This is a genomic window from Paenibacillus sp. FSL F4-0097, from assembly GCF_038593125.1.
GTDB lineage: Bacteria > Bacillota > Bacilli > Paenibacillales > Paenibacillaceae > Paenibacillus_AQ > Paenibacillus_AQ odorifer.
This window is the reverse complement of the sequence record NZ_CP151965.1, coordinates 424,479-442,479: the sequence shown is the minus strand read 5'-3', so window position 1 is coordinate 442,479 and position 18,001 is coordinate 424,479. Positions and strand designations below refer to the sequence as shown.

General features: G+C 43.3%; 16 protein-coding genes. 4 read left to right on the top strand and 12 right to left on the bottom strand.

Features of this window, described 5'->3' with window-relative positions:
• Positions 1-42: 42 nt before the first annotated feature.
• On the bottom strand, positions 43-1,305 hold the full coding sequence (ltrA, locus tag MHH86_RS01965) for a group II intron reverse transcriptase/maturase (RefSeq protein ID WP_076317345.1): 1,263 nt from the start codon (positions 1,303-1,305) through the stop codon (positions 43-45).
• Between the two features lie 365 nt (positions 1,306-1,670).
• On the opposite strand from ltrA, the gene MHH86_RS01960 reads away from it, so the two are divergent.
• The gene (locus tag MHH86_RS01960) at positions 1,671-1,805 is read left to right on the top strand and encodes a hypothetical protein (protein ID WP_256720279.1); all 135 of its coding nucleotides are present in this window, start codon (positions 1,671-1,673) and stop codon (positions 1,803-1,805) included.
• A 108-nt stretch (positions 1,806-1,913) separates the two neighbouring features.
• On the opposite strand, the gene MHH86_RS01955 is transcribed toward MHH86_RS01960, so the two are convergent.
• The 3 genes from MHH86_RS01955 to MHH86_RS01945 all read right to left on the bottom strand — a co-directional run bounded on the left by MHH86_RS01955 (position 1,914) and on the right by MHH86_RS01945 (position 6,707).
• Positions 1,914-2,396, bottom strand: coding sequence for an NUDIX hydrolase (locus MHH86_RS01955; protein WP_076142321.1), 483 nt, complete (start codon positions 2,394-2,396; stop codon positions 1,914-1,916).
• Positions 2,397-2,432: 36 nt separating this feature from the next.
• Positions 2,433-4,148 carry an ABC transporter ATP-binding protein gene (locus MHH86_RS01950; RefSeq protein WP_342479612.1) on the bottom strand — a complete coding sequence of 572 codons (1,716 nt, stop codon included), beginning with the start codon at positions 4,146-4,148 and terminating at the stop codon, positions 2,433-2,435.
• Positions 4,149-4,454: 306 nt separating this feature from the next.
• Positions 4,455-6,707, bottom strand: coding sequence for a glycoside hydrolase family 127 protein (locus MHH86_RS01945; protein WP_036682735.1), 2,253 nt, complete (start codon positions 6,705-6,707; stop codon positions 4,455-4,457).
• Positions 6,708-6,852: 145 nt separating this feature from the next.
• Here MHH86_RS01945 and MHH86_RS01940 point away from each other — a divergent pair, with 145 nt between their 5' ends.
• Positions 6,853-7,746: a helix-turn-helix transcriptional regulator gene (locus tag MHH86_RS01940; protein ID WP_036682739.1), complete on the top strand. Its 894-nt coding sequence runs from the start codon at positions 6,853-6,855 to the stop codon at positions 7,744-7,746.
• Between the two features lie 47 nt (positions 7,747-7,793).
• Here MHH86_RS01940 and MHH86_RS01935 read toward each other — a convergent pair whose 3' ends face one another.
• The 5 genes from MHH86_RS01935 to MHH86_RS01915 form a co-directional block, all read right to left on the bottom strand.
• Positions 7,794-8,771, bottom strand: a complete 978-nt coding sequence (locus MHH86_RS01935; RefSeq protein WP_341170554.1) for a phosphotransferase — start codon at positions 8,769-8,771, stop codon at positions 7,794-7,796.
• Between the two features lie 102 nt (positions 8,772-8,873).
• On the bottom strand, positions 8,874-11,264 hold the full coding sequence (locus tag MHH86_RS01930; protein ID WP_341170553.1) for an ABC transporter permease: 2,391 nt from the start codon (positions 11,262-11,264) through the stop codon (positions 8,874-8,876).
• A 266-nt stretch (positions 11,265-11,530) separates the two neighbouring features.
• Positions 11,531-13,105: a sigma-70 family RNA polymerase sigma factor gene (locus MHH86_RS01925; RefSeq protein ID WP_326046915.1), complete on the bottom strand. Its 1,575-nt coding sequence runs from the start codon at positions 13,103-13,105 to the stop codon at positions 11,531-11,533.
• 85 nt (positions 13,106-13,190) lie between these two features.
• Positions 13,191-13,520 (bottom strand): carboxymuconolactone decarboxylase family protein, encoded by a 330-nt coding sequence (locus MHH86_RS01920; RefSeq protein WP_326046916.1) that lies wholly within the window; start codon positions 13,518-13,520, stop codon positions 13,191-13,193.
• Between the two features lies 1 nt (position 13,521).
• Positions 13,522-13,926: a tautomerase family protein gene (locus tag MHH86_RS01915; RefSeq protein ID WP_038568393.1), complete on the bottom strand. Its 405-nt coding sequence runs from the start codon at positions 13,924-13,926 to the stop codon at positions 13,522-13,524.
• A 110-nt stretch (positions 13,927-14,036) separates the two neighbouring features.
• Between MHH86_RS01915 and MHH86_RS01910 the strand changes: the two genes are divergently transcribed.
• Both MHH86_RS01910 and infC read left to right on the top strand, forming a co-directional pair.
• Entirely contained in the window at positions 14,037-14,942 is a 906-nt protein-coding gene (locus MHH86_RS01910) for a LysR family transcriptional regulator (RefSeq protein WP_094902592.1), read from the top strand.
• 61 nt (positions 14,943-15,003) lie between these two features.
• Positions 15,004-15,522, top strand: a complete 519-nt coding sequence (infC, locus tag MHH86_RS01905; protein ID WP_326046917.1) for a translation initiation factor IF-3 — start codon at positions 15,004-15,006, stop codon at positions 15,520-15,522.
• Between the two features lie 533 nt (positions 15,523-16,055).
• On the opposite strand, the gene MHH86_RS01900 is transcribed toward infC, so the two are convergent.
• Genes MHH86_RS01900 through MHH86_RS01890 form a run of 3 tightly spaced genes read right to left on the bottom strand, consistent with a single transcriptional unit; the run spans position 16,056 to position 18,001 of the window.
• On the bottom strand, positions 16,056-16,229 hold the full coding sequence (locus tag MHH86_RS01900) for a histidine phosphatase family protein (RefSeq protein WP_081386973.1): 174 nt from the start codon (positions 16,227-16,229) through the stop codon (positions 16,056-16,058).
• An 18-nt stretch (positions 16,230-16,247) separates the two neighbouring features.
• Positions 16,248-16,850, bottom strand: a complete 603-nt coding sequence (locus MHH86_RS01895; RefSeq protein WP_036682756.1) for a response regulator transcription factor — start codon at positions 16,848-16,850, stop codon at positions 16,248-16,250.
• Positions 16,847-18,001: a sensor histidine kinase gene (locus tag MHH86_RS01890; protein ID WP_340939130.1), complete on the bottom strand. Its 1,155-nt coding sequence runs from the start codon at positions 17,999-18,001 to the stop codon at positions 16,847-16,849. Before MHH86_RS01890 ends, MHH86_RS01895 begins: the two co-directional genes overlap by 4 nt.

The window sequence follows — 18,001 nt, the reverse complement described above, 5'->3', positions numbered from 1 at the left end:
GACCTCTCACACCACCGTACGTACCGTTCGATATACGGCGGTTCATGAAATATTCCGTAAGGAGTTGTATCTGTCCAATACACTCTTTAATCCATTGGCTTCCCAATATTGGTTATTCAATACATGTTGTAGAATTGGACTCCCTGCAATTCGCCAATACCCTTTTCGGGTATTTCCCCACTCATAGGCTTTATCCTTAGGTACCCCTAAGGATATAAGTCTTTTGACTTTGGTTCTAGGGGTCTTCCACTGCTTCCAGAGGCACATTCGTAGCCTTCTTCGTATCCATTTATCCATATCTCGAAAGGTACTTGGGGTATCCGCCAGCGAGAAATAACCGCACCATCCCATGAGGTAGTGGTTTAGTTCCTTGATTCGCTCTTCCATCTTCATCGATCTCTTTCGAGAGGATATCTCCTGTATTCGAACCTTGACTCTCTGTAAGGATTGCTTCGCAATTCTCACCTTTGGTTCTTTGTCCACACTAAAACTAAATCCTAGAAACTTTCGTTTCCAGGGACGGTCTACCGCGCTCTTTACTTGGTTCACCTTCAGCTTTAGCCTCGTCTCGATGAATCGGGTGACCGTTGTCTTGACTCTCTCTCCTGCTCTTAGCGTTTTCACGTAAATATTGCAATCATCCGCATAACGAACGAAGCGGTGCCCACGTTTCTCGAGTTCTTTGTCGAGCTCATCTAGGACAATGTTAGATAATAACGGACTCAGTGGACCGCCTTGCGGGGCACCTTCCGTTGTCGGGGTTACTAACCCGTTCTCCATCACACCTGACTGAAGATATTTGCGGATAAGCAGGAGAACTTTCTTGTCCTCCACTTTCTCCGAAATCTTCATCATCAGTCGGTCATGGTTGACGCGATCAAAGAATTTCTCCAAGTCTAGGTCGACTACGAATCGATAGCCTTCTTTCATAAAGGTTCGAGCTTTCCTCACCGCATCATGCCCTCGTCTTTTCGGACGGAATCCATAGCTATGGTCGGAAAACTCTGGATCAAACAATGGAGTTAACACCTGCGCGATTGCTTGTTGGATCATTCGATCTGTCACGGTAGGTATTCCTAGTAACCTAACACCTCCGCCACCGGGTTTCGGGATTTCGACTCGGCGCACGGGGCTCGGTTCATAGGTTCCTTCTTCTATGGCATGCCGCAAGGTCTGCCAGTTTTGTACGATGTGTTCTCGTAAGGATTTTACGGACATCCCATCTACGCCATGACTTCCTTTATTCGCTTCAACACGCTTTAAGGCTTGCAGAAGATTTTCCCGTGATAGCAGTTGCTCCAACATTTTTTTTTTAACCTCTCTTTACGTGATTTATACCTTCCATTTGTGCCAAAGATGAACTCCGCCCTGCTGAAGTCCCCCACGGGATTCACCGTTTCCTTCTTCAGTCAGGTCCTTTCGGATTTTTTTTTCTGCATTCATCGCTCATCTTGAACGCCTGGATGTATAAATCCTATTCCATGTTCAGCCCTTCCGCAGCTGTTGCAACAGCTTGCGTACTATGGCGTCTGCTGACTTCTGTGCACTCAGCCTACTCTCACAAGTAGGGTTACGAAGTATACTCGCCTATCACACAGATCTCCCCAGGTAAGAACGCTATCTTCCCCTCCATCTATCTGCTTCATTTACTCTCGTACGCCTTTGGCAGTATGGACTTTGGTTTGTTGTGCAACCTCATCCAGCCTACGTTAGCCTTGTATGAAGTTCGTATTCCTCAGACCGGAGATTTGCCGCTGGCTTCCTTCAGATTCCACCTCGCGGTGGACACCCTTGCCTTAAGCTAATGGCTACTACTGCCTTCGCCATTCGGGACTTCAACCCTATAGATAGCGCCCATGCTGGGCGCACACAAAAGAGGCCTTCCCTTTCGGGAAAGCCTCAAAGTATCTTTTTTACACCATCCGATCCAATTTAACTTCAAACGCACCTCCAGTTACATAATCCATATACCTAGTATTTCCATCGAAATCCAAATAAGCTTGATAGCGGGTACGAATAGCCGCTGCAGAAATCAGATCCAGCACCTTCTCCTTGGCTACCCACATCACTTCAGATGTTTCCTCTGAAGTACTTAATTCTCCTCCCACGGGCTTGCAGATAAAGTCTAACATGACCTTGGTAGGAACATCCGTCTCACCGTCATACCATTTATGCATACCTGTATTCGAATACACGCCAATCAATTGAGAAACAACGACATCTATTCCACTTTCCTCTTTAATCTCGCGAATTAGTGCATCCATTAGGTTTTCTCCAACTTCCACTTGTCCTCCAGGAAATACCCACCCACCATGATGTGTTTTTACTAAAAGAATATCTCCCTCTTCATTTATTGCAATTCCACCCACCGCTACAATATGTGTTGGCCAAGCCATCGATAGCACCTCTTTTTTTTAGAAGAGTCTAGCAATTTATCGATAATCTGTAAACGATATTTTTCTATTCCATAACGCTTTAAAAGCTTCGCACTGTTCTATTAAATCATCAAACTTCCCTTCCCCAACAATTGACCCTTGATCCACTACCAGTATCTTATCAACGTCTTTTATAAAATTAAGCCTGTGGGCCACAATGATGATAGTTTTGTCCTTAAATTCATTCAAAATCGTCTCCATAAGACTCTGCTCAGTGATATTATCAAGCGCTGACACAGGCTCATCCAGAATTAGAATATTTCTTTTTTGGGCAATGATTCTGGCAAAGGCTAATCGCTGTCTTTCGCCTCCTGATAATTTTAGACCTTTTTCGCCCACCAAAGTATCTAAGCGATCCGGCAAATGGCTTACTTTTTCCTGCAAATGAACTTTTTCCAAAATCTCATATAGCTCTTCATCGGACAGAGTATCCTCATCGAATACAATATTATCTCTTATCGTAGCATCGAAAATCGGCGTGTCTTGGGATAGATAGGAAATATGATCATAGTAGCTATTCAAACGAATCTCATCGATATCCTTACCGTCCAGTAAGAGTTCACCTTCGCCCTTTTTTAATAACCCCACAATCAATTTAATCAGCGTAGATTTCCCGCCTCCACTTAATCCGACAATAGCAACGGAAGTTCCTCGCGCAAGCGAAAATGACAGGTTATTCAGAATCTGCACATTCCCATAAGTAAAGGACACCTCCCTAAACTCAATTTTGCCTTGGAGCTCAGTGATGGCTTCTCCGGATTCCAAGTTCTTATCTTCTGGGGCAGCAATAAATTCCTCGAATCTTCTGTAAGTCACTTTATTCAGTCTGTAATCTACAAATAAAACATTGAAGATGGCAATTGGGGTATAAATTTTATCGATGAACATAAACAATGCGACCACAATACCAAGTGAGGTCTCGCCTGCGACAATGCTTTTCACACCATAAATCAGGACAATAATTTTAATGATCGTGACAAATAACTCGAATATAGCGAAAAAAGCTTCATGAATCATTTTTAGCTGAGCATTTTTATGAATGATAGTGCGCGCGGTCTGGCTTAATTTATCGATCTCTTTCTCATATCTCTTGTTGGTTCTAAAGACGACCAATTCCATAAACCCGCGGATAGAGAATCTGGACATCTTTTCTTGCTCTTGGAGAATGGTTGCCTTCATGGCATACAGAAATTTCAACAGCAGATTTGTTATCAGAAAGACGACCACATAGCCAGCTGCAATCACTAACATGATCCTTAGGTCATAGAAGCTGATAAAGACTAGACTGAATAGAAGAGTAGGTAACAACTCATGTAGTGTTTTGAGAAAAAAAGAAAAAATAATGCTGTTTCCAGCCGCTGCCCCGTTCTCGATCACCTTAATCATTTGCCCTGTTCCCATATCCTGATACGCTTGATAATCCATTTTTGATATTTTGGACAGTGCAATAATCTTTAACCTCTCCGTGATGCTGTTCGATAAAAACACACTCGGGTATTCGTCTATATAATTCAGGATCGCCACCCCAGCTAGCAGAACCCCATACACTATAATTAATGTTGCTATTTCATCAAAACTGTTGATTACCGTGGCCTTATCTAATATTTTTTGAAAGACAACAACACCTAAACTACTTAACAGCTGAATGGCAAAACCCAATAAAATATAACCACCTACCCACCATTTTAGGTGAGCTAGACTCTTTTTTAACATATCGTTTATCCCCTCTTTTAATTGAATTCAAAAAAGCCAGGCACCCCTATCCCACTGTAAAAAACCATCCACAAATAAACGGTTCTCTAAGTTAAATAGGTTAAGTGCCTGGCTCTACAAAAACAGCTGCCTATGGCACCGTTCAAAGCTCTAGTTAGTTGTAATCAAAAGGGTAGACTCCCCCCTTGATAGCTGGTACGCGTTTCACCCAGCCCGATAACTAGTTCCTTGTAACGGTACGGAAAGACATCCATTTCACCTCAATTAAAAGAATTGACCCTATTATAATTCTGTAAGCCTTTTAATTCAAGAATTACGTTTAACGATACGAAGTCCGGCCACTTGGCCAACCTTATGTCCTTCATGAGAAGCAAACTTGATCGTAACCGCTGATTTGCCGCTCGTGATCGGTTGCGGGAGTTCATAGCGAATCGTCTCCAGCTTATTCATCTCCTCAGACTCAAGAGTGCCTACACCAAGTTGCTCCCCATCCGCCAAAATATCGAATGCCAGCGAAGTATCGTTCGACTTCAGATACGTGACCACCAGATCCACTTGCTCATCCGGCAAAACTTCCATCGTGAAGGAGAACCAGCCATTGATCCAGCTGTCCCGATACTTGCGATTGTGGATTTTGCCTAAGCCTACAAATTCACCTGTGAAATTATGATCGCGTTCAGGCTGCATTTCAGCAGGTTGTACGGAATCGACAGTTAACAGCTCAAGCAGCAAGTTATTCTCCACGGCTTCGCGATATTCAGCCTCTGCCAGCTTCCACTCTTCCGGTGTGAACAAATCCCAATACACGGAATAACGATGATCATGCATAGGGTAGAACGGACGAAGCTCATGATCCCCTGTATACCCTAAACCTTTCATCCGGAACACATTTTTGCTCACATTAGATTGGATGAGGTTGTCCGTCAGTGTGTCCCGATCTCCGATTAATACGGAGGCAAGGGCGCGATCGCTATTGACCTCTGCATTTATAGGCCCAAAATCACCTGCGAGCACAAGTGGACCGTAAAGGAATGCAATTCGGTTCGGATTATCCGGCATCGTCTCGATTCTCACCGACATCGGAATATCGTATTCGACAACGTCTCCATCCTGCCACTCTCTATCCAAAGTAAAGTAGTTAGATTTGCCTACATTTACTTGAACATCTTCACCATTTACGCTAACACTCATCCCTTGCTCAGCCCAGTAAGGATGTCTTAGCTTTAATGTGAATTTCGTTGGCTGTGCTGCACTGATCCGCAGTACACCTTGTCCCTCTGCCGGGAATTTGGTCTCTTGCTGCAAGCTAATGCCTTGCTCTTTCCAAGCCACTGTAGAAGGTACGTACTGATTGACATAAAGCTCATCTGCACTATGGAAGTATATCGCCGAGCCATACATAGAATGGCTTTCCATTCCCGAGCCTACACAACACGTAAAGCTTTCGAACTGCGAATTAAACGATTTATGTCCACCCATCTCGAGAGATACGAAGTAACATACCCGGCCATCTACCGGCTCCTGAGAGGCTAAGATGTGGTTATACATCGCACGTTCGTAGTAATCCGCATACGCTGCATACGCATCCCATTGGAACATATGCTTGGTCAGCTTCAGCATGTTGTACGTGTTGCATGTCTCACAGGAGCCTTCGCCCAATCGGTCATTTAACTTATCCGGTTCACCAAAATGCTCATTATAGCTGTTGCCGCCGATCACATAAGAATGATGATTCACGACCCGATCCCAGAAGAAGCGGGAAATACCTGCATAATGCTCCTGCCCTGTTACCTCATATTGTCTAGCAGCTCCGATGATTTTTGGAATCTGTGTATTAGCATGTCTTCCAGCTAGGGTATCTTTTTCTATAGCAAGATCATTAAGTACTTCCCCATGATAAAAGCTTTCCGCTAACGCGAGGAAACGCTCTTCCCCGGAATCCTCTGCCAAATCCGTCAGCGCTTCATTCATGCCGCCAAACTCACAACGCAGCACCTCTTGGATCTGATCTTTACTCAGCCCTGCAAAAATATTCTCAAGCCACAGCCCTAGCTTCGTTTCAATAACGAGCGCCTTCTGATTGCCGGCCAGTCGATAAGCATCGCGAAGACCTGCAAACAGCTTATGCATCGTGTAAAGTGGCACCCAACCTCCGTTGAGGTCAAAGCCCTGTGAGCGAATGTCGCCTGCCTTCACTTCCTCAAATAACTCCTTGCCACGAGGAATGCCGGAAATAAAGCCATTGCCATGCGCATCCTGACATTGCTCTAATTCATCTACTACATAATTCACGCGTTGTAGCAGCTCTTCATTTCCCGTAGAGGCATACATTAACGCACATCCAGAAATATAATGGCCTAACGTATGGCCGCTAATCCCCTGAGATTCCCAGCCCTCGTAGTGAGCAGCCTTAGGCTCTAAGCCAGCATATTCGCGAAAACGCGACAGAAGCCGATCTGCCTCAAGCTTGAGTAAATAATCAGTATTTAACTCCATCGCATGGAGAAGTGGACCTGAATCAATTCGTACGTTCTGTAGATCAAAAGCTTGCGTCTTCAATGAAATCGCTCCCTTGCAATCTTGTCAGGGTTAGATGACAAGTGTATATTTGTATCCATAAGATAACACCGGAACGTTGATTTGTCGGTAGATCAGTCGTACAAATAGTGGACAAACCCGACTTATTGATTGCTAGGAGGACCGCATGAGCTATTTAAAAATAAATGCAGATGTACCTGTTCATTTTACAGCGGCAGGTGAATTTATCTCAGAAACACCATGGAAGCATGTGGAGCGTGTTATGGGGAACTACGAACTAATCATTGGCGTGAACGAAACGGTGTATTTGAGTGAGGAAAACAAACAATTTGAAGTAGGCCCTGACGAAGCTCTTCTGCTCATGCCTAATCGCACACATGTCGGCTATAGAGAGTCACGACCCGGGGTTAAGTTTTATTGGTTTCATTTCGAACTGACAAACGAGGGGCTATTGCTGAGTGAGGAGGAAATGAAGCCTGAGGCAGAAGAAATCTTTTCGCGCACACAGCGCTTATGGTCCGTACATGATCTATATCTGCCCCAAATCATAAAAATCGAACATAGTGACCGGATTCATATTCTGGCGAATCAAATCCTTCATGTGGCCAATTCGGGGTATTTAACCTATTCCAGCGTTAATTATTTGCTGACCTCGCTTTTAATTGAGCTATCTGAGCATGCACTTCAGCCGTTCGCCAGTAAGCTGATCCGCGCACAGCAAGATGTCACCTTCGTCAAAATAGCTGAGTGGACAAGGATACATGCAAGCGAACCGCTTACCGTGGCCATCATCGCGGATAAATTCAATTACAACAAGGACTATTTAGCTCGGCTATTTAAACAGCATACCTCCATGGGGCCATTGGAATATATCCATTCAGCACGTGTGACTAAAGCGAAGGAGCTACTAACCAGAACCGCATTAAGCGTGAGGGAAATCGCGACAGAGACGGGGTTCACCGACGATAAATATTTCATGCGCCTCTTCCGAAAATACGAAAACATGACGCCCACCCAATATCGTAACGCTTATCATAAGACGTTTATGAATAATGACTGAAGTAAAGCCACCCCTAAATATGGAGTGGCTTCTTGTTTGGGTATTGTCTATTGGATAGAATGAACTTCACACCAATTACGTAGGAATTGCAGATTAGTATTGAAGTAATGATCGTTTTGCCACCCACAACTCCAAACCTGTGCGTTCCCTGTGTGCAGACCCATCAACCATATCTCCCGGATAGCAACAAATATAGGGATTGCCTTTAGATCGTTCTCAGATAATACTTTATTCTTTTGGTATGACTCCAGGAAAACAGTCCATTGTTCATTGTCAAAATGCTCTCGTTCTTTCCCTCTAACCCTTGACCACAAAAACACGGAAACATCATAGGCCCTCCAGCCAAAACCTCCGCAATCAAAGTCGAAATGAGTCAGGGTATCCTCGTAGAAATGTACGTTCGCTCCATGAAGATCACCATGACATGCCCCCCAATCCAGCTCTGATGAGATTTCTGCTATGTTATTTGCCAATACTTCCGACAAAGATTCTAGATAATCGATATCCTTTTGCCTGTGGGATAAAGGCTTGCGAATCGATTGAAGCGGTTCTTTAAGCAGATGATCCAGATTAAGCGTAAATCTTTGCTGCCCACATTCGAAATCATTCATAGCCAGATGCATCTTAGCCACTTGTTCACCGTATAATTCACAGCTAGTTTTTTCATCGGAATAATTGCCCTTTGCAAAAGTAAACAGTACTGCGTAACGTGTTCCTTCAGGAGCCTCCAGCTCAATTAGGTAACCACCATCCCTGCTGATTACCGGAGCCGATACAGGGATATTGTTCTTATTTAAGTGATTCAATAACTCCACTTCAAAATCAATCTCATGTTTATTTCGCCAATGAGCTTTATAGATCCTAAGAATGTATTTATCAATAGAGGTCTTTAGTAAATAGGTATCATTAAGTCCGTTCTCATAAAAACTACACTCCAAAACATCCCCGATTTCATAAAGATCATTAATTACGGGTACTAAGGCATTGGAAGAAATAACGGAATGATACACCGGTAGTTTCAGCATATAAATCACCCTTCAACGTTAATTGCTACTCACTATTTATTTTCACGTTTGGCCCGTATAAAGGCGAGGGATTTATTAAATATAGCTAAACTTTCCGCATCGTTAATTTAATTGCTCTATAATGCTCTGCTTCGATATTGTTCGTCTAACAAACTGAACCATACCAGTCTGGACAAGTAAAATAACCAAGAAATACAGGAAAATAGCACTCCAAGGGAATTGGTATTGAATGTAGGAAAGCCCCCCCATATTCCCCGCACTCTTACTTATCATGTATCCCATTAGATTGCCCGTAACAAGAGCCATCGTAAAGCTTCCGACAACTAAAAATCCTGTTTCATAGGTTAACATAGCCATTAATTGTTTTCGGCCCATTCCTATGGCTTGCATAAGGCCTAGCTCCCCTTTTCTTGCAGAAATAGTGGTGATTATGGTGTTCAAGAGATTGATCATACTGAATACTGCTATAAAAACCATAAAACTATACACTGAAATAGTGATAGTTCTAAAAGCAATTCTATTGGATTCCACAACTTCGGAAAAAGACAATAATTTGAGTGTATCCTCATTGAGAATCATACCCTCTAACTCACTCTTTATTAACTCTTCATTCGCTTTATCCATAGTAATAACTTCGTAGCTCTTATTGCTATTAAAAGGGGCTGTAGTTTGCATTACTTTGGGTGGAAGATAAAATGAAGTTCCTGAATTCTTATCCGGAATATCTCCAATGATCTCAAAATCATGTTTGGCCTTCTCCTGATCATTAGCAATTATGAATGAAATATGATCACCGACAGCGTAATGAGCCCCGTAATAATCTAAGTCACTACTGGCGCTGTTCAAGAGAATGTAGGATGCATCCGATGAATCAACATCCGGGATCTTCCCCTCAGCCAAATGACTACTCCATCTTTCGTTGTTTAACGTAGGGATATTCTCAATACTGACTATCGCGGCCCCGTCATCCGTTTTTATTCCTTCGATAGCAGCTTCAATATACTGATGTTCGATTACGTCCTCAACTTCATTTATAGCTAGGATTTTATTTTTTAAAGAAGTAGATAGTTGCCCTTCCGTCTGAAGATCACTTAATGAGGTTGTTTCAGAATACAAATCATTATTAATTTGAATATCAAACTGACCATGATTTGGAAAATATTTCTCTGCTTTTGAGATTGGGTCGACCGAGTTTAACAATGTCCCCAAGGAAACAAATAGCGTTCCGCTTAAAAAAAGAGACAGCAAAGTTAACACCGTCTTTTTCCTGCTTCTTGATAAGTTCAATGCAGCTAAAGAAAATGGTGTTAGTCTTTTAGAGTTTCTTTTCTCCTTTTTTGTATTAACATCGGCATCTACATGTCTAATCGCTGTTATAGGGGAGATTCTTGATGCGAATTTAGATGGTGCGTTTAATGAAGCTCTAACTGTTACTTTGGTGAGCAAACCTGCTAAAAAAGCAAGTGAAAAACTTGGAGCTGCATTCCAGTGAAAGCCACTTAAAATCCAGCTCATTAAACATCCAAAGATAACTCCAATAGGGATATATTTTCTTGAAAGATTTTTCCCTTCATATAGAACAAGCTGTTTTATCTGCTTTTTTGTTGCACCGATTGCTCTAAGTTGTCCGTATTGTTTAATTCGCTTAGTAATTGAAATATAAAAGATATTGTAGATGACAAGCCAACAAGCCAGTACGATAATCAGCATGATAGACAGGATGGTTATCACAGTGCTTCCTGACAGATTATTACTATCCACATTCACATTATTGATCTGAATATTTCTCTCAGGGATACCCATTCGCTGCCCTATTTCTTTGATTTTTGACTTCAGTTCCTCGTTGGAATAACTGCTGCTATTGTTGATGCTAATTGCCGCGGAGTAATCTTCTTTGGAAAGAAACGGATCCGCCTCAACGAACGCGCTTGATACCAGAGCATTGTAACCGATTCGATTCTCGTTACCTGATGCGGTTGTTTGCAGAATTCCAGTAATCACAAATTGGCTGGTTTGAAATTCTTTGCTGGTATTGTTTCTAAATTGCAAAGAAATAGAATCGCCAAGCCCCAGGCTTCGATCATCGGATAACTGAAAGTCTTTTTCTATTGCAATTTCATTTTCTTTTGTAGGAAATTTCCCCAGAACGATATTGGCATTTGATAAATCCATCATGGCTGGATCCGTGTAGAGAATGGACAATAAACGTTCTTCTTTTTTCTCTCTGCCTATTTCCTTATAGAGTCCGATTTTATTAATTTCCTCTATTTCTTTCAATCGTGAGATTTCATTGTTATTGAGGTTATAGAATAAAGCTTGGAAATTCGACTCATTTTGTAGGTTAGTAAAAGAATTATAACCAAAGGTCATTACAACAGTTAATAAAAATGCAGCTAAAGCTATTACACTGCCTATAAAGTAATTTTTGGTTTTTTCCGCTTTTAAATTCGCTTTTGCAATTCTTATCATTACTGTTTTATTCTGTATGGACATTGATACATCATCCTCCTATCGTGTAACAAATATTCCTCCCTTTACATCAACAAGTGAATACTTTCACTATTTATTCTATAGATAATATTCTCCAACAAGGATCAATCACCCTTTAAATAGATGATATATACTATATTTACTATTCATATAATATATGGATACAACACAAAAAGACTTCCCCCTCTGGAGCGTTTGAGTATCTCCAAGTTAGTGGAAGTCTTTTCATGCTCAATATGCCTTGTGTAGCAAACATTTAGATTAATAAATTACGCCTCGGCACTTCTATCCTGAAGCGCACCGACCAACGGATTCCACCGCCAGCGCGGAGTCAATCCTTGCAGATGTACACCTCCAAACCACTCATCGCTGCCATTCTTCTGTACCCAGTCTTCGTTTCCAGTTATTACACTCTTACCTAGCTCTGTTAATACAAGCTCACAGTCTTTAAATTGCATTACTGAATCGTTATAAACAGGGAACTCATTGCATCCATGGGTTTGTAGCAAAGGGTACGTGCCTTGTACCAGCTTTCTTAGGATATGCCAATATTGCAAGTCGCCCATTCCCAAGATATGAAGCTTATCACCCACATTTTTGAACAGCTCATAGGGTGATTTTATTCCCTCATAGATCATCTCCAGCGTGAGTTGTTCTACGATACCAAGTCCGTTTGTAGTAGAGGGAAAGCGCGATAAATGCGCCTGAAAAGCGTCATGTGCAAAGGGCAAAGCCGATGTATCGGTAGTTAATCGTTGTTGCAGCAATTCTGGATTCGGTGATACATAGGCTTCCCAGAGTGCTTGACCTGCTTCTAGTTCTTTGGCTCCGATTAGCTTCCATGTGCCTGATAATGTTTCCATCTGCTCTATAGAAAGTTGTCCAAGTCCTCGAAATAACTTTATTCCCGGATACTCTCCAATGCATAGTAAGCTTAGCTTGGTGGTTAACATTTTCTGCTTCGAGAACCAATGGAGTAAATAACTGAGCATCGTCTGATCGAAAAGATCATGCTCGAACCATAACACCACTTCTTCATATTTATGAAAATCAGCTAAAATCTTCTCTTGCCTCTCACTATTTTCAATAAATTCCCTCTGCGGAATTCCCATCGTTTGTTCCAAATATTGCGCTCGAACTGCACGGTTATCTCCATCGGCAGGATCCAAAAATACGGGCCCATGCGAATATACCTCTCTCCACACCAGTACATCACCTTTAACGATTCCTTGCCGCAGCTTCTCTCCCACTACATCTCCATTTACAATGTGAAGCACATCTTTTCCCCCTTCGTACAAATGGTTGAATACGGAAAGAACATCTGCCACAGGCAATGCACCTTTCAGTTTGCGGCGGGCATCAAAAAGTCGCTTCTTCAATATCGAAACCGAAGTCCCCAGAAAGTCAGCAATCTCTTGTAGTGAGTAGCCTTGAAAATAATATAATTGAACGGCAATCCGCATATTGGACGTTAATGCAGCTATAGACTCGTGAACCAGCCGCTGGGTTTCCTTTTTTTCAATAATATCTGCTATAGAAAATGAAGATTCTGTCGCTTGCGCAGCTTCATCGTAGGGTAATGCAGGACGCTGCTTTCTTCGCAAGATGCGATAACATTGCCGCACCACAATAGCTTTAAACCAGCCCGGGAATGCCTCTACTGCTCGTAATTTATTCAAATGCAAAAAGGCTTCTGTGAAAGCTTCCTGCACAGCATCTTCCGCTAACTGATAGTCACGCAGCTTTTCGGACGCAACTGCAATTGCCATCGGTGTAAAGTGCCTAACAATCTGTTCAAAGGCTTGTCGGTCTCCTTGTTTAGCCTCTTCGATATACTGAAGCATTTTCTCCCCCACCCCCTTCTTCCGTATTATATACAAGTGCCAATGAAGTTCCTAAAGGTTACGGATGGGATTAAAAAGTCAGACGTTATTTATTTTTTCCTATTACATCCTTTGCAACCTCTAGAGCAGAAGAGGCTCGCGGCCAACCTACATAAAAAGAAAGGTGGGTGATGGCCTCCACGATTTCTTCAAGTTGTAAGCCGTTCTCTAAAGCCAAGCGCAGATGATAGGGGAGTTGTTCCGTCATGCCCCCCATCACCAAGGCAGAAATCGTAATCATGCTACGATCCCGAAGTGATAATTGCTCACGTCTCCATAAGTCCCCAAATAACACATTTTCCGAGTATTCGACGAATGCCGGAGCGAACTCGCCTAACGATCCCCGTACATTTGTGGCGATTTTCTGATGCGCCATATTACGCCTCCCTAACCGGAGGTTGTAGCATTTGAGCAACACCGTTACCAAACGACCAATCTTCGAATTCCGTATCGACGAGCACAATGAATATATCTTCTTTTCTGATGTTTAGCGTCATCGATAATTCCTCGGCTAGCCTCGCGTAAAAGCTTTTCTTCTGTTCCGTTGATCTTCCGGATTTTAGCGTAACTTGGATATATATCAGTCCGTCGCTTCGTTCAATATTTAAATAATCTTTACTATAAAAATATTCCCCCGCTTTATGCGCATGAAAAACCTGAAACATATCATCCTCCGGTACATGGAAATGCTGAATTAACGCGCTCATAATCGCTCTGCATATTCCTTCTAGCTGATGAATGTCGTATTGTTGCTCCAGATAACTGACTCTAATGAAAGGCATTTTAATTCACTCCTTCTTTGGAATTCTTTTATTGTACTCTCAGTATTTTGATTTATATAATTGAATAAGATAATAATCTTAATCAATTATACCGATAGAGGTGACAATCGATGGATCTAAAAGAACTGATGGCTTTTAAGACCATTCTTCAAGAAGGCACTTTCTCACGCGCTGCCGAGAAGTTGAATTATGCGCAGTCTACCATTACCAACCAAATTCAACGACTTGAAAAAGAACTGGGCATACAACTCTTTCACAGAGGCTGGGAAGTAGAACTGACAAGTGCTGGGCAAGTTTTTGCAGGGGAAATCGATAACCTTATTCAACATTGGAACTATGTATCAGAACTCACCAAGGCTTTACAGCATGACGAAATTGGCACACTTCATATCGGAGGCATTGAATCCATGATGGAATCCGTCCTACCGAACGCCTTGCGAAAGTTTCAGGAGCAAAAACCAAAGATGGCATGTAACTTCATTCAGGGTAACACTGATTCCCTCTCACAGCTTGTCCTCCAAAGTGAGCTGGATTTCGCCATCTGCGGTGAGCCGTCCGACCTGTCTTTCTTTTATTTCGAACCGCTCTATCACGAGAAAATCGCTTTTATAGTAGATGAAAATCATCCTTTAAGCGGACGAGACGATATTTCATTTCGAGAAATTCTTGAATATCCAATTATAGCTGGAGGGCGCACTTGCTTATATTACCTTCGGTTAGCTAAGCAATTTTCGAGATTCGAATCAAAGCCCACTTTATCCACCATAAGCCAAATTTCTGCTATTCCTCATTTTGTAAGAAAGAACCCTGGGGTAGGGGTAGTGCTTGATTCGACAGCTTTAATGACAGATATCGTAAAAATAGATGTTGAACTAAGCGAGCCGTTCATTCAAGTAGGTATATTGCAGCGGCGCAACCGAGAATATCTAGCAACATCATCTAAAAAACTAATCCTAAAAATCATAAAAGAAGAAATTGAGAGGATTAGTAACGCTAATCCTACGCTCCACATTTGAACCTCAAGCTAGTTCCATATATGATAGCTTTATCATCGTTATCAGGGGAGGATTCATAGAAGTGGCAGTATTAATCAATGAACAAATCAGAGCATCCGAAGTAGTCCTTACAGGACTTAGGGGTGAGAAGCTGGGTATCGTCTCCCGGGAAGAGGCGCTGGCCATGGCCAGCTCAGCAGGTGCTGATCTGGTATGCACCTCGCTAATGAGCAGCCCACCGCCCTGCAGCCTAACTGCAAAAGGCAAAGCAAAAGCGGCCGCGCAGAAGGAGGCAGCCTCAGCACGCAAGGCCAGTGGGGGTTCAGCTGCAAAGGGCGGCAGCAAGGAGAAGGTCAAAGAGCTCCGCTTCACTGCTCATATTGAAGAGCACGACTACGATACTAAGCTCCGTCAGGCTGAGAAGCATCTCCGCTCCGGCAAGCCGGTGCAATTAGTTGTCAAAGCATCCGGTGCGAAGGAAGCTGCTGCCTCCAAGGCCGTATTGGAGCGACTAGTGACTGACTTGAAGGACGTTGGAACGAAGGAAACGGGCATACAGACAGGCGGCAAAGGTTCACAGGTGAAATTAAATCCACGGTGAAGAGTGGAATTTCAGATAGAGTAGGCTCAAAACTAAAATGAGTCGACCATTTCATGAAAAGCTGCTGCTATCTGCCAATGTAGCTTTATTGCGAGCAGAATTCAGAATTGCGTTCGGACACCACAGCCCTTATTCGTAACTATTTCGCTGTTCTGGGATGCTAACGGACTTCAGAGACTTTATATCACTAAAATAGCACGATATTCCCTCCATTTATGGAAAATAAGATCTCTCGAGTCCACAACTTCCTCCAAAAGGCTTAAAATGTACAAATAGCTGCATCTAAGTCCGTTAGTACAATAGCAAGTGGAAATCAGGAACTGGGCAAGGGGCACGATTCTTATATGCAAACAAAAATGCCTTCGATGTCCCTAAAGAACGGTAAGCGCTTATGCGAGAAATAGAAGGATAATGTATCGTGCCGAACTTATACGTTCTTGTTGTATTTAAAAAAAAGGCCATCCTCTGCGGGATGGCCTTTCACTTCATAGACAATATCCTAGCTCGCTCTTAATCAGTCACCTTAAACATGATTACCCATTAATCCCCTTGGGCGATAGTTCATACCCCAATGGTGAAGCATATAATTCATCCAGACCGCTAGATGCCATGCGTTTTCCCAATGCCGCTGCTTCCTGATGCCCGAATTCCGTTAGATTATCTATGGAATAGTCCGGATCACCATGACGAATCAGAAATATTTGCATAACAATACCCTTCTCCCCTCAAATCCAGCCTTTTTCTTCCGCCAGCCGTACCGCCTCAATCCGGCTTTTCACTTCCAGCTTGTTGAGTATTTCAGAGATGTAATTGCGGACAGTGCCGTAAGACAGATGCAGCGAAAAGGCTATCTCGCTCGCGGTTTGCCCTTCTCCAGCCAGTTTTAAAATCTCTCGCTCCCGTGCTGTTAATGGATTCTCCTCCCGCAGACTGCCAAAGACTAACTCCGGAGATACCTCCCGATGTCCAGCCATGACACGACGAATAGATTCAGCTAGCTTATCTACAGGCTCGTCCTTCAACAAATACCCTTGAATACCAGCCTTTACTCCACGCTCAAAATATCCCGGACGGGCAAAGGTAGTCAAAATAATAATACGGGTCGGACAACCCTTACTCCGCAATATTTCTGCAACCTCCAGCCCGCTCTTGAACGGCATTTCAATGTCCATGAGACAGACATCCGGCTGAAGCTTGTCGATTAAAGCTAACGCCTCCGCCCCATCACAAGCTTCTCCGACTACTTCGATATCGTCTTCAAGATCCAGCAAAGAAGCCATCGCTCCCCGAAGCAGACGTTGATCCTCCGCTATAACAATGCTTATCATGCAGTCTCACCCCCTTGTGCATCTTTTACGATTAGCGGGATGGCAACGATCAGCGTAGCTCCCTGACCCTCAGCTGAGCTTAGCGACAGGGAGCCATCAATCAGGGATAGGCGCTCCGCCATCCCCTTCATGCCATTTCCATCGCTAAGCCCGCCGTTCCCTTTCTCCCCGTGCTGTAGGCCAATGCCGTTATCTTTAACGGTAACTCGCACTTCTCCAGCCAGCTTTGCCACTCCTATGAAGCATTTATCCGCTCTGCTATGCTTCACGATATTAGTCACCGCCTCTTTGATACAGAGGCTGAGGATATTTTGCGTCAGGTCGGATACCCCCTCCAGAGAGATATCCCCTTCCACTTCTAAGGCGATCTCTGCCGTCCGCAGCATCTCTCCAGCTTCAGCCAGTTCCTCTGCTACTGAGACCGCACGCATTTCCGACACTAGCTCACGCACTTGACGGAGCGCAGCCCGTGAAGTGCGCTGGATTTCCCGCGCTTCCTCTTGGGCTCGCTCCGTATTTTTCGTCACCAGCTTCTCTACGAGTTGGCTCTTTAACGTAATCAAGGACAAGGTATGGCCAAGGGTATCATGCAGGTCACGGGCGATTCGCATTCGTTCCTCACGCTTCACCAGCTCTTTAATTACCTCATTCGCTTGATCCAGCTCTTTCTCCAGCTTCTGATTCCGATTCATGGACCTCACTCCGAACGGACTAATCAACATAATAATAATAAACGGAGCTAAAAATATCACACTTCCCCACTCCATCCCACGACCCACTAAGACCAGCACCGAAAGGATCATGATCACAAAAGAAGTAAATGCAATTTTGAAACCTTTATTCTCCGTATAATATGCGATAAAATTTGCGGTGAAAAAGCCCATGTACAGATTATAGGGGGTATAGAACACACTAAGCACCACGATGATCAACATTTGAATAATTAACCAAACATTAAACACTCCACCCCGCACCCAATACAGCTGGCGATAGCTGAGGGCAAATACCGCTATCATAATCCCGCCCAGAATGAGCTTCATTCCAGTCTCCCCGCGCAAATTCAGGATGGGCAAAACCAGATAAACAGCCCATACAAAAGGGAAAAACCCCTGTTTTTGTGGAAATAACCGGAACTTCGCACGCTCAGCCAT

Excerpts from the sequence above, each read along its gene's own strand:
- ltrA (WP_076317345.1), bottom strand. The coding sequence starts at position 1,305 with ATGTTGGAGCAACTGCTATCACGGGAAAATCTTCTGCAAGCCTTAAAG.
- MHH86_RS01960 (WP_256720279.1), top strand. The coding sequence starts at position 1,671 with ATGGACTTTGGTTTGTTGTGCAACCTCATCCAGCCTACGTTAGCCTTG.
- MHH86_RS01955 (WP_076142321.1), bottom strand. The coding sequence starts at position 2,396 with ATGGCTTGGCCAACACATATTGTAGCGGTGGGTGGAATTGCAATAAAT.
- MHH86_RS01950 (WP_342479612.1), bottom strand. The coding sequence starts at position 4,148 with ATGTTAAAAAAGAGTCTAGCTCACCTAAAATGGTGGGTAGGTGGTTAT.
- MHH86_RS01940 (WP_036682739.1), top strand. The coding sequence starts at position 6,853 with ATGAGCTATTTAAAAATAAATGCAGATGTACCTGTTCATTTTACAGCG.
- MHH86_RS01935 (WP_341170554.1), bottom strand. The coding sequence starts at position 8,771 with ATGCTGAAACTACCGGTGTATCATTCCGTTATTTCTTCCAATGCCTTA.
- MHH86_RS01930 (WP_341170553.1), bottom strand. The coding sequence starts at position 11,264 with ATGTCCATACAGAATAAAACAGTAATGATAAGAATTGCAAAAGCGAAT.
- MHH86_RS01925 (WP_326046915.1), bottom strand. The coding sequence starts at position 13,105 with ATGCTTCAGTATATCGAAGAGGCTAAACAAGGAGACCGACAAGCCTTT.
- MHH86_RS01920 (WP_326046916.1), bottom strand. The coding sequence starts at position 13,520 with ATGGCGCATCAGAAAATCGCCACAAATGTACGGGGATCGTTAGGCGAG.
- MHH86_RS01915 (WP_038568393.1), bottom strand. The coding sequence starts at position 13,926 with ATGCCTTTCATTAGAGTCAGTTATCTGGAGCAACAATACGACATTCAT.
- MHH86_RS01910 (WP_094902592.1), top strand. The coding sequence starts at position 14,037 with ATGGATCTAAAAGAACTGATGGCTTTTAAGACCATTCTTCAAGAAGGC.
- MHH86_RS01900 (WP_081386973.1), bottom strand. The coding sequence starts at position 16,229 with ATGCAAATATTTCTGATTCGTCATGGTGATCCGGACTATTCCATAGAT.
- MHH86_RS01895 (WP_036682756.1), bottom strand. The coding sequence starts at position 16,850 with ATGATAAGCATTGTTATAGCGGAGGATCAACGTCTGCTTCGGGGAGCG.
- MHH86_RS01890 (WP_340939130.1), bottom strand. The coding sequence starts at position 18,001 with ATGGCTGAGCGTGCGAAGTTCCGGTTATTTCCACAAAAACAGGGGTTT.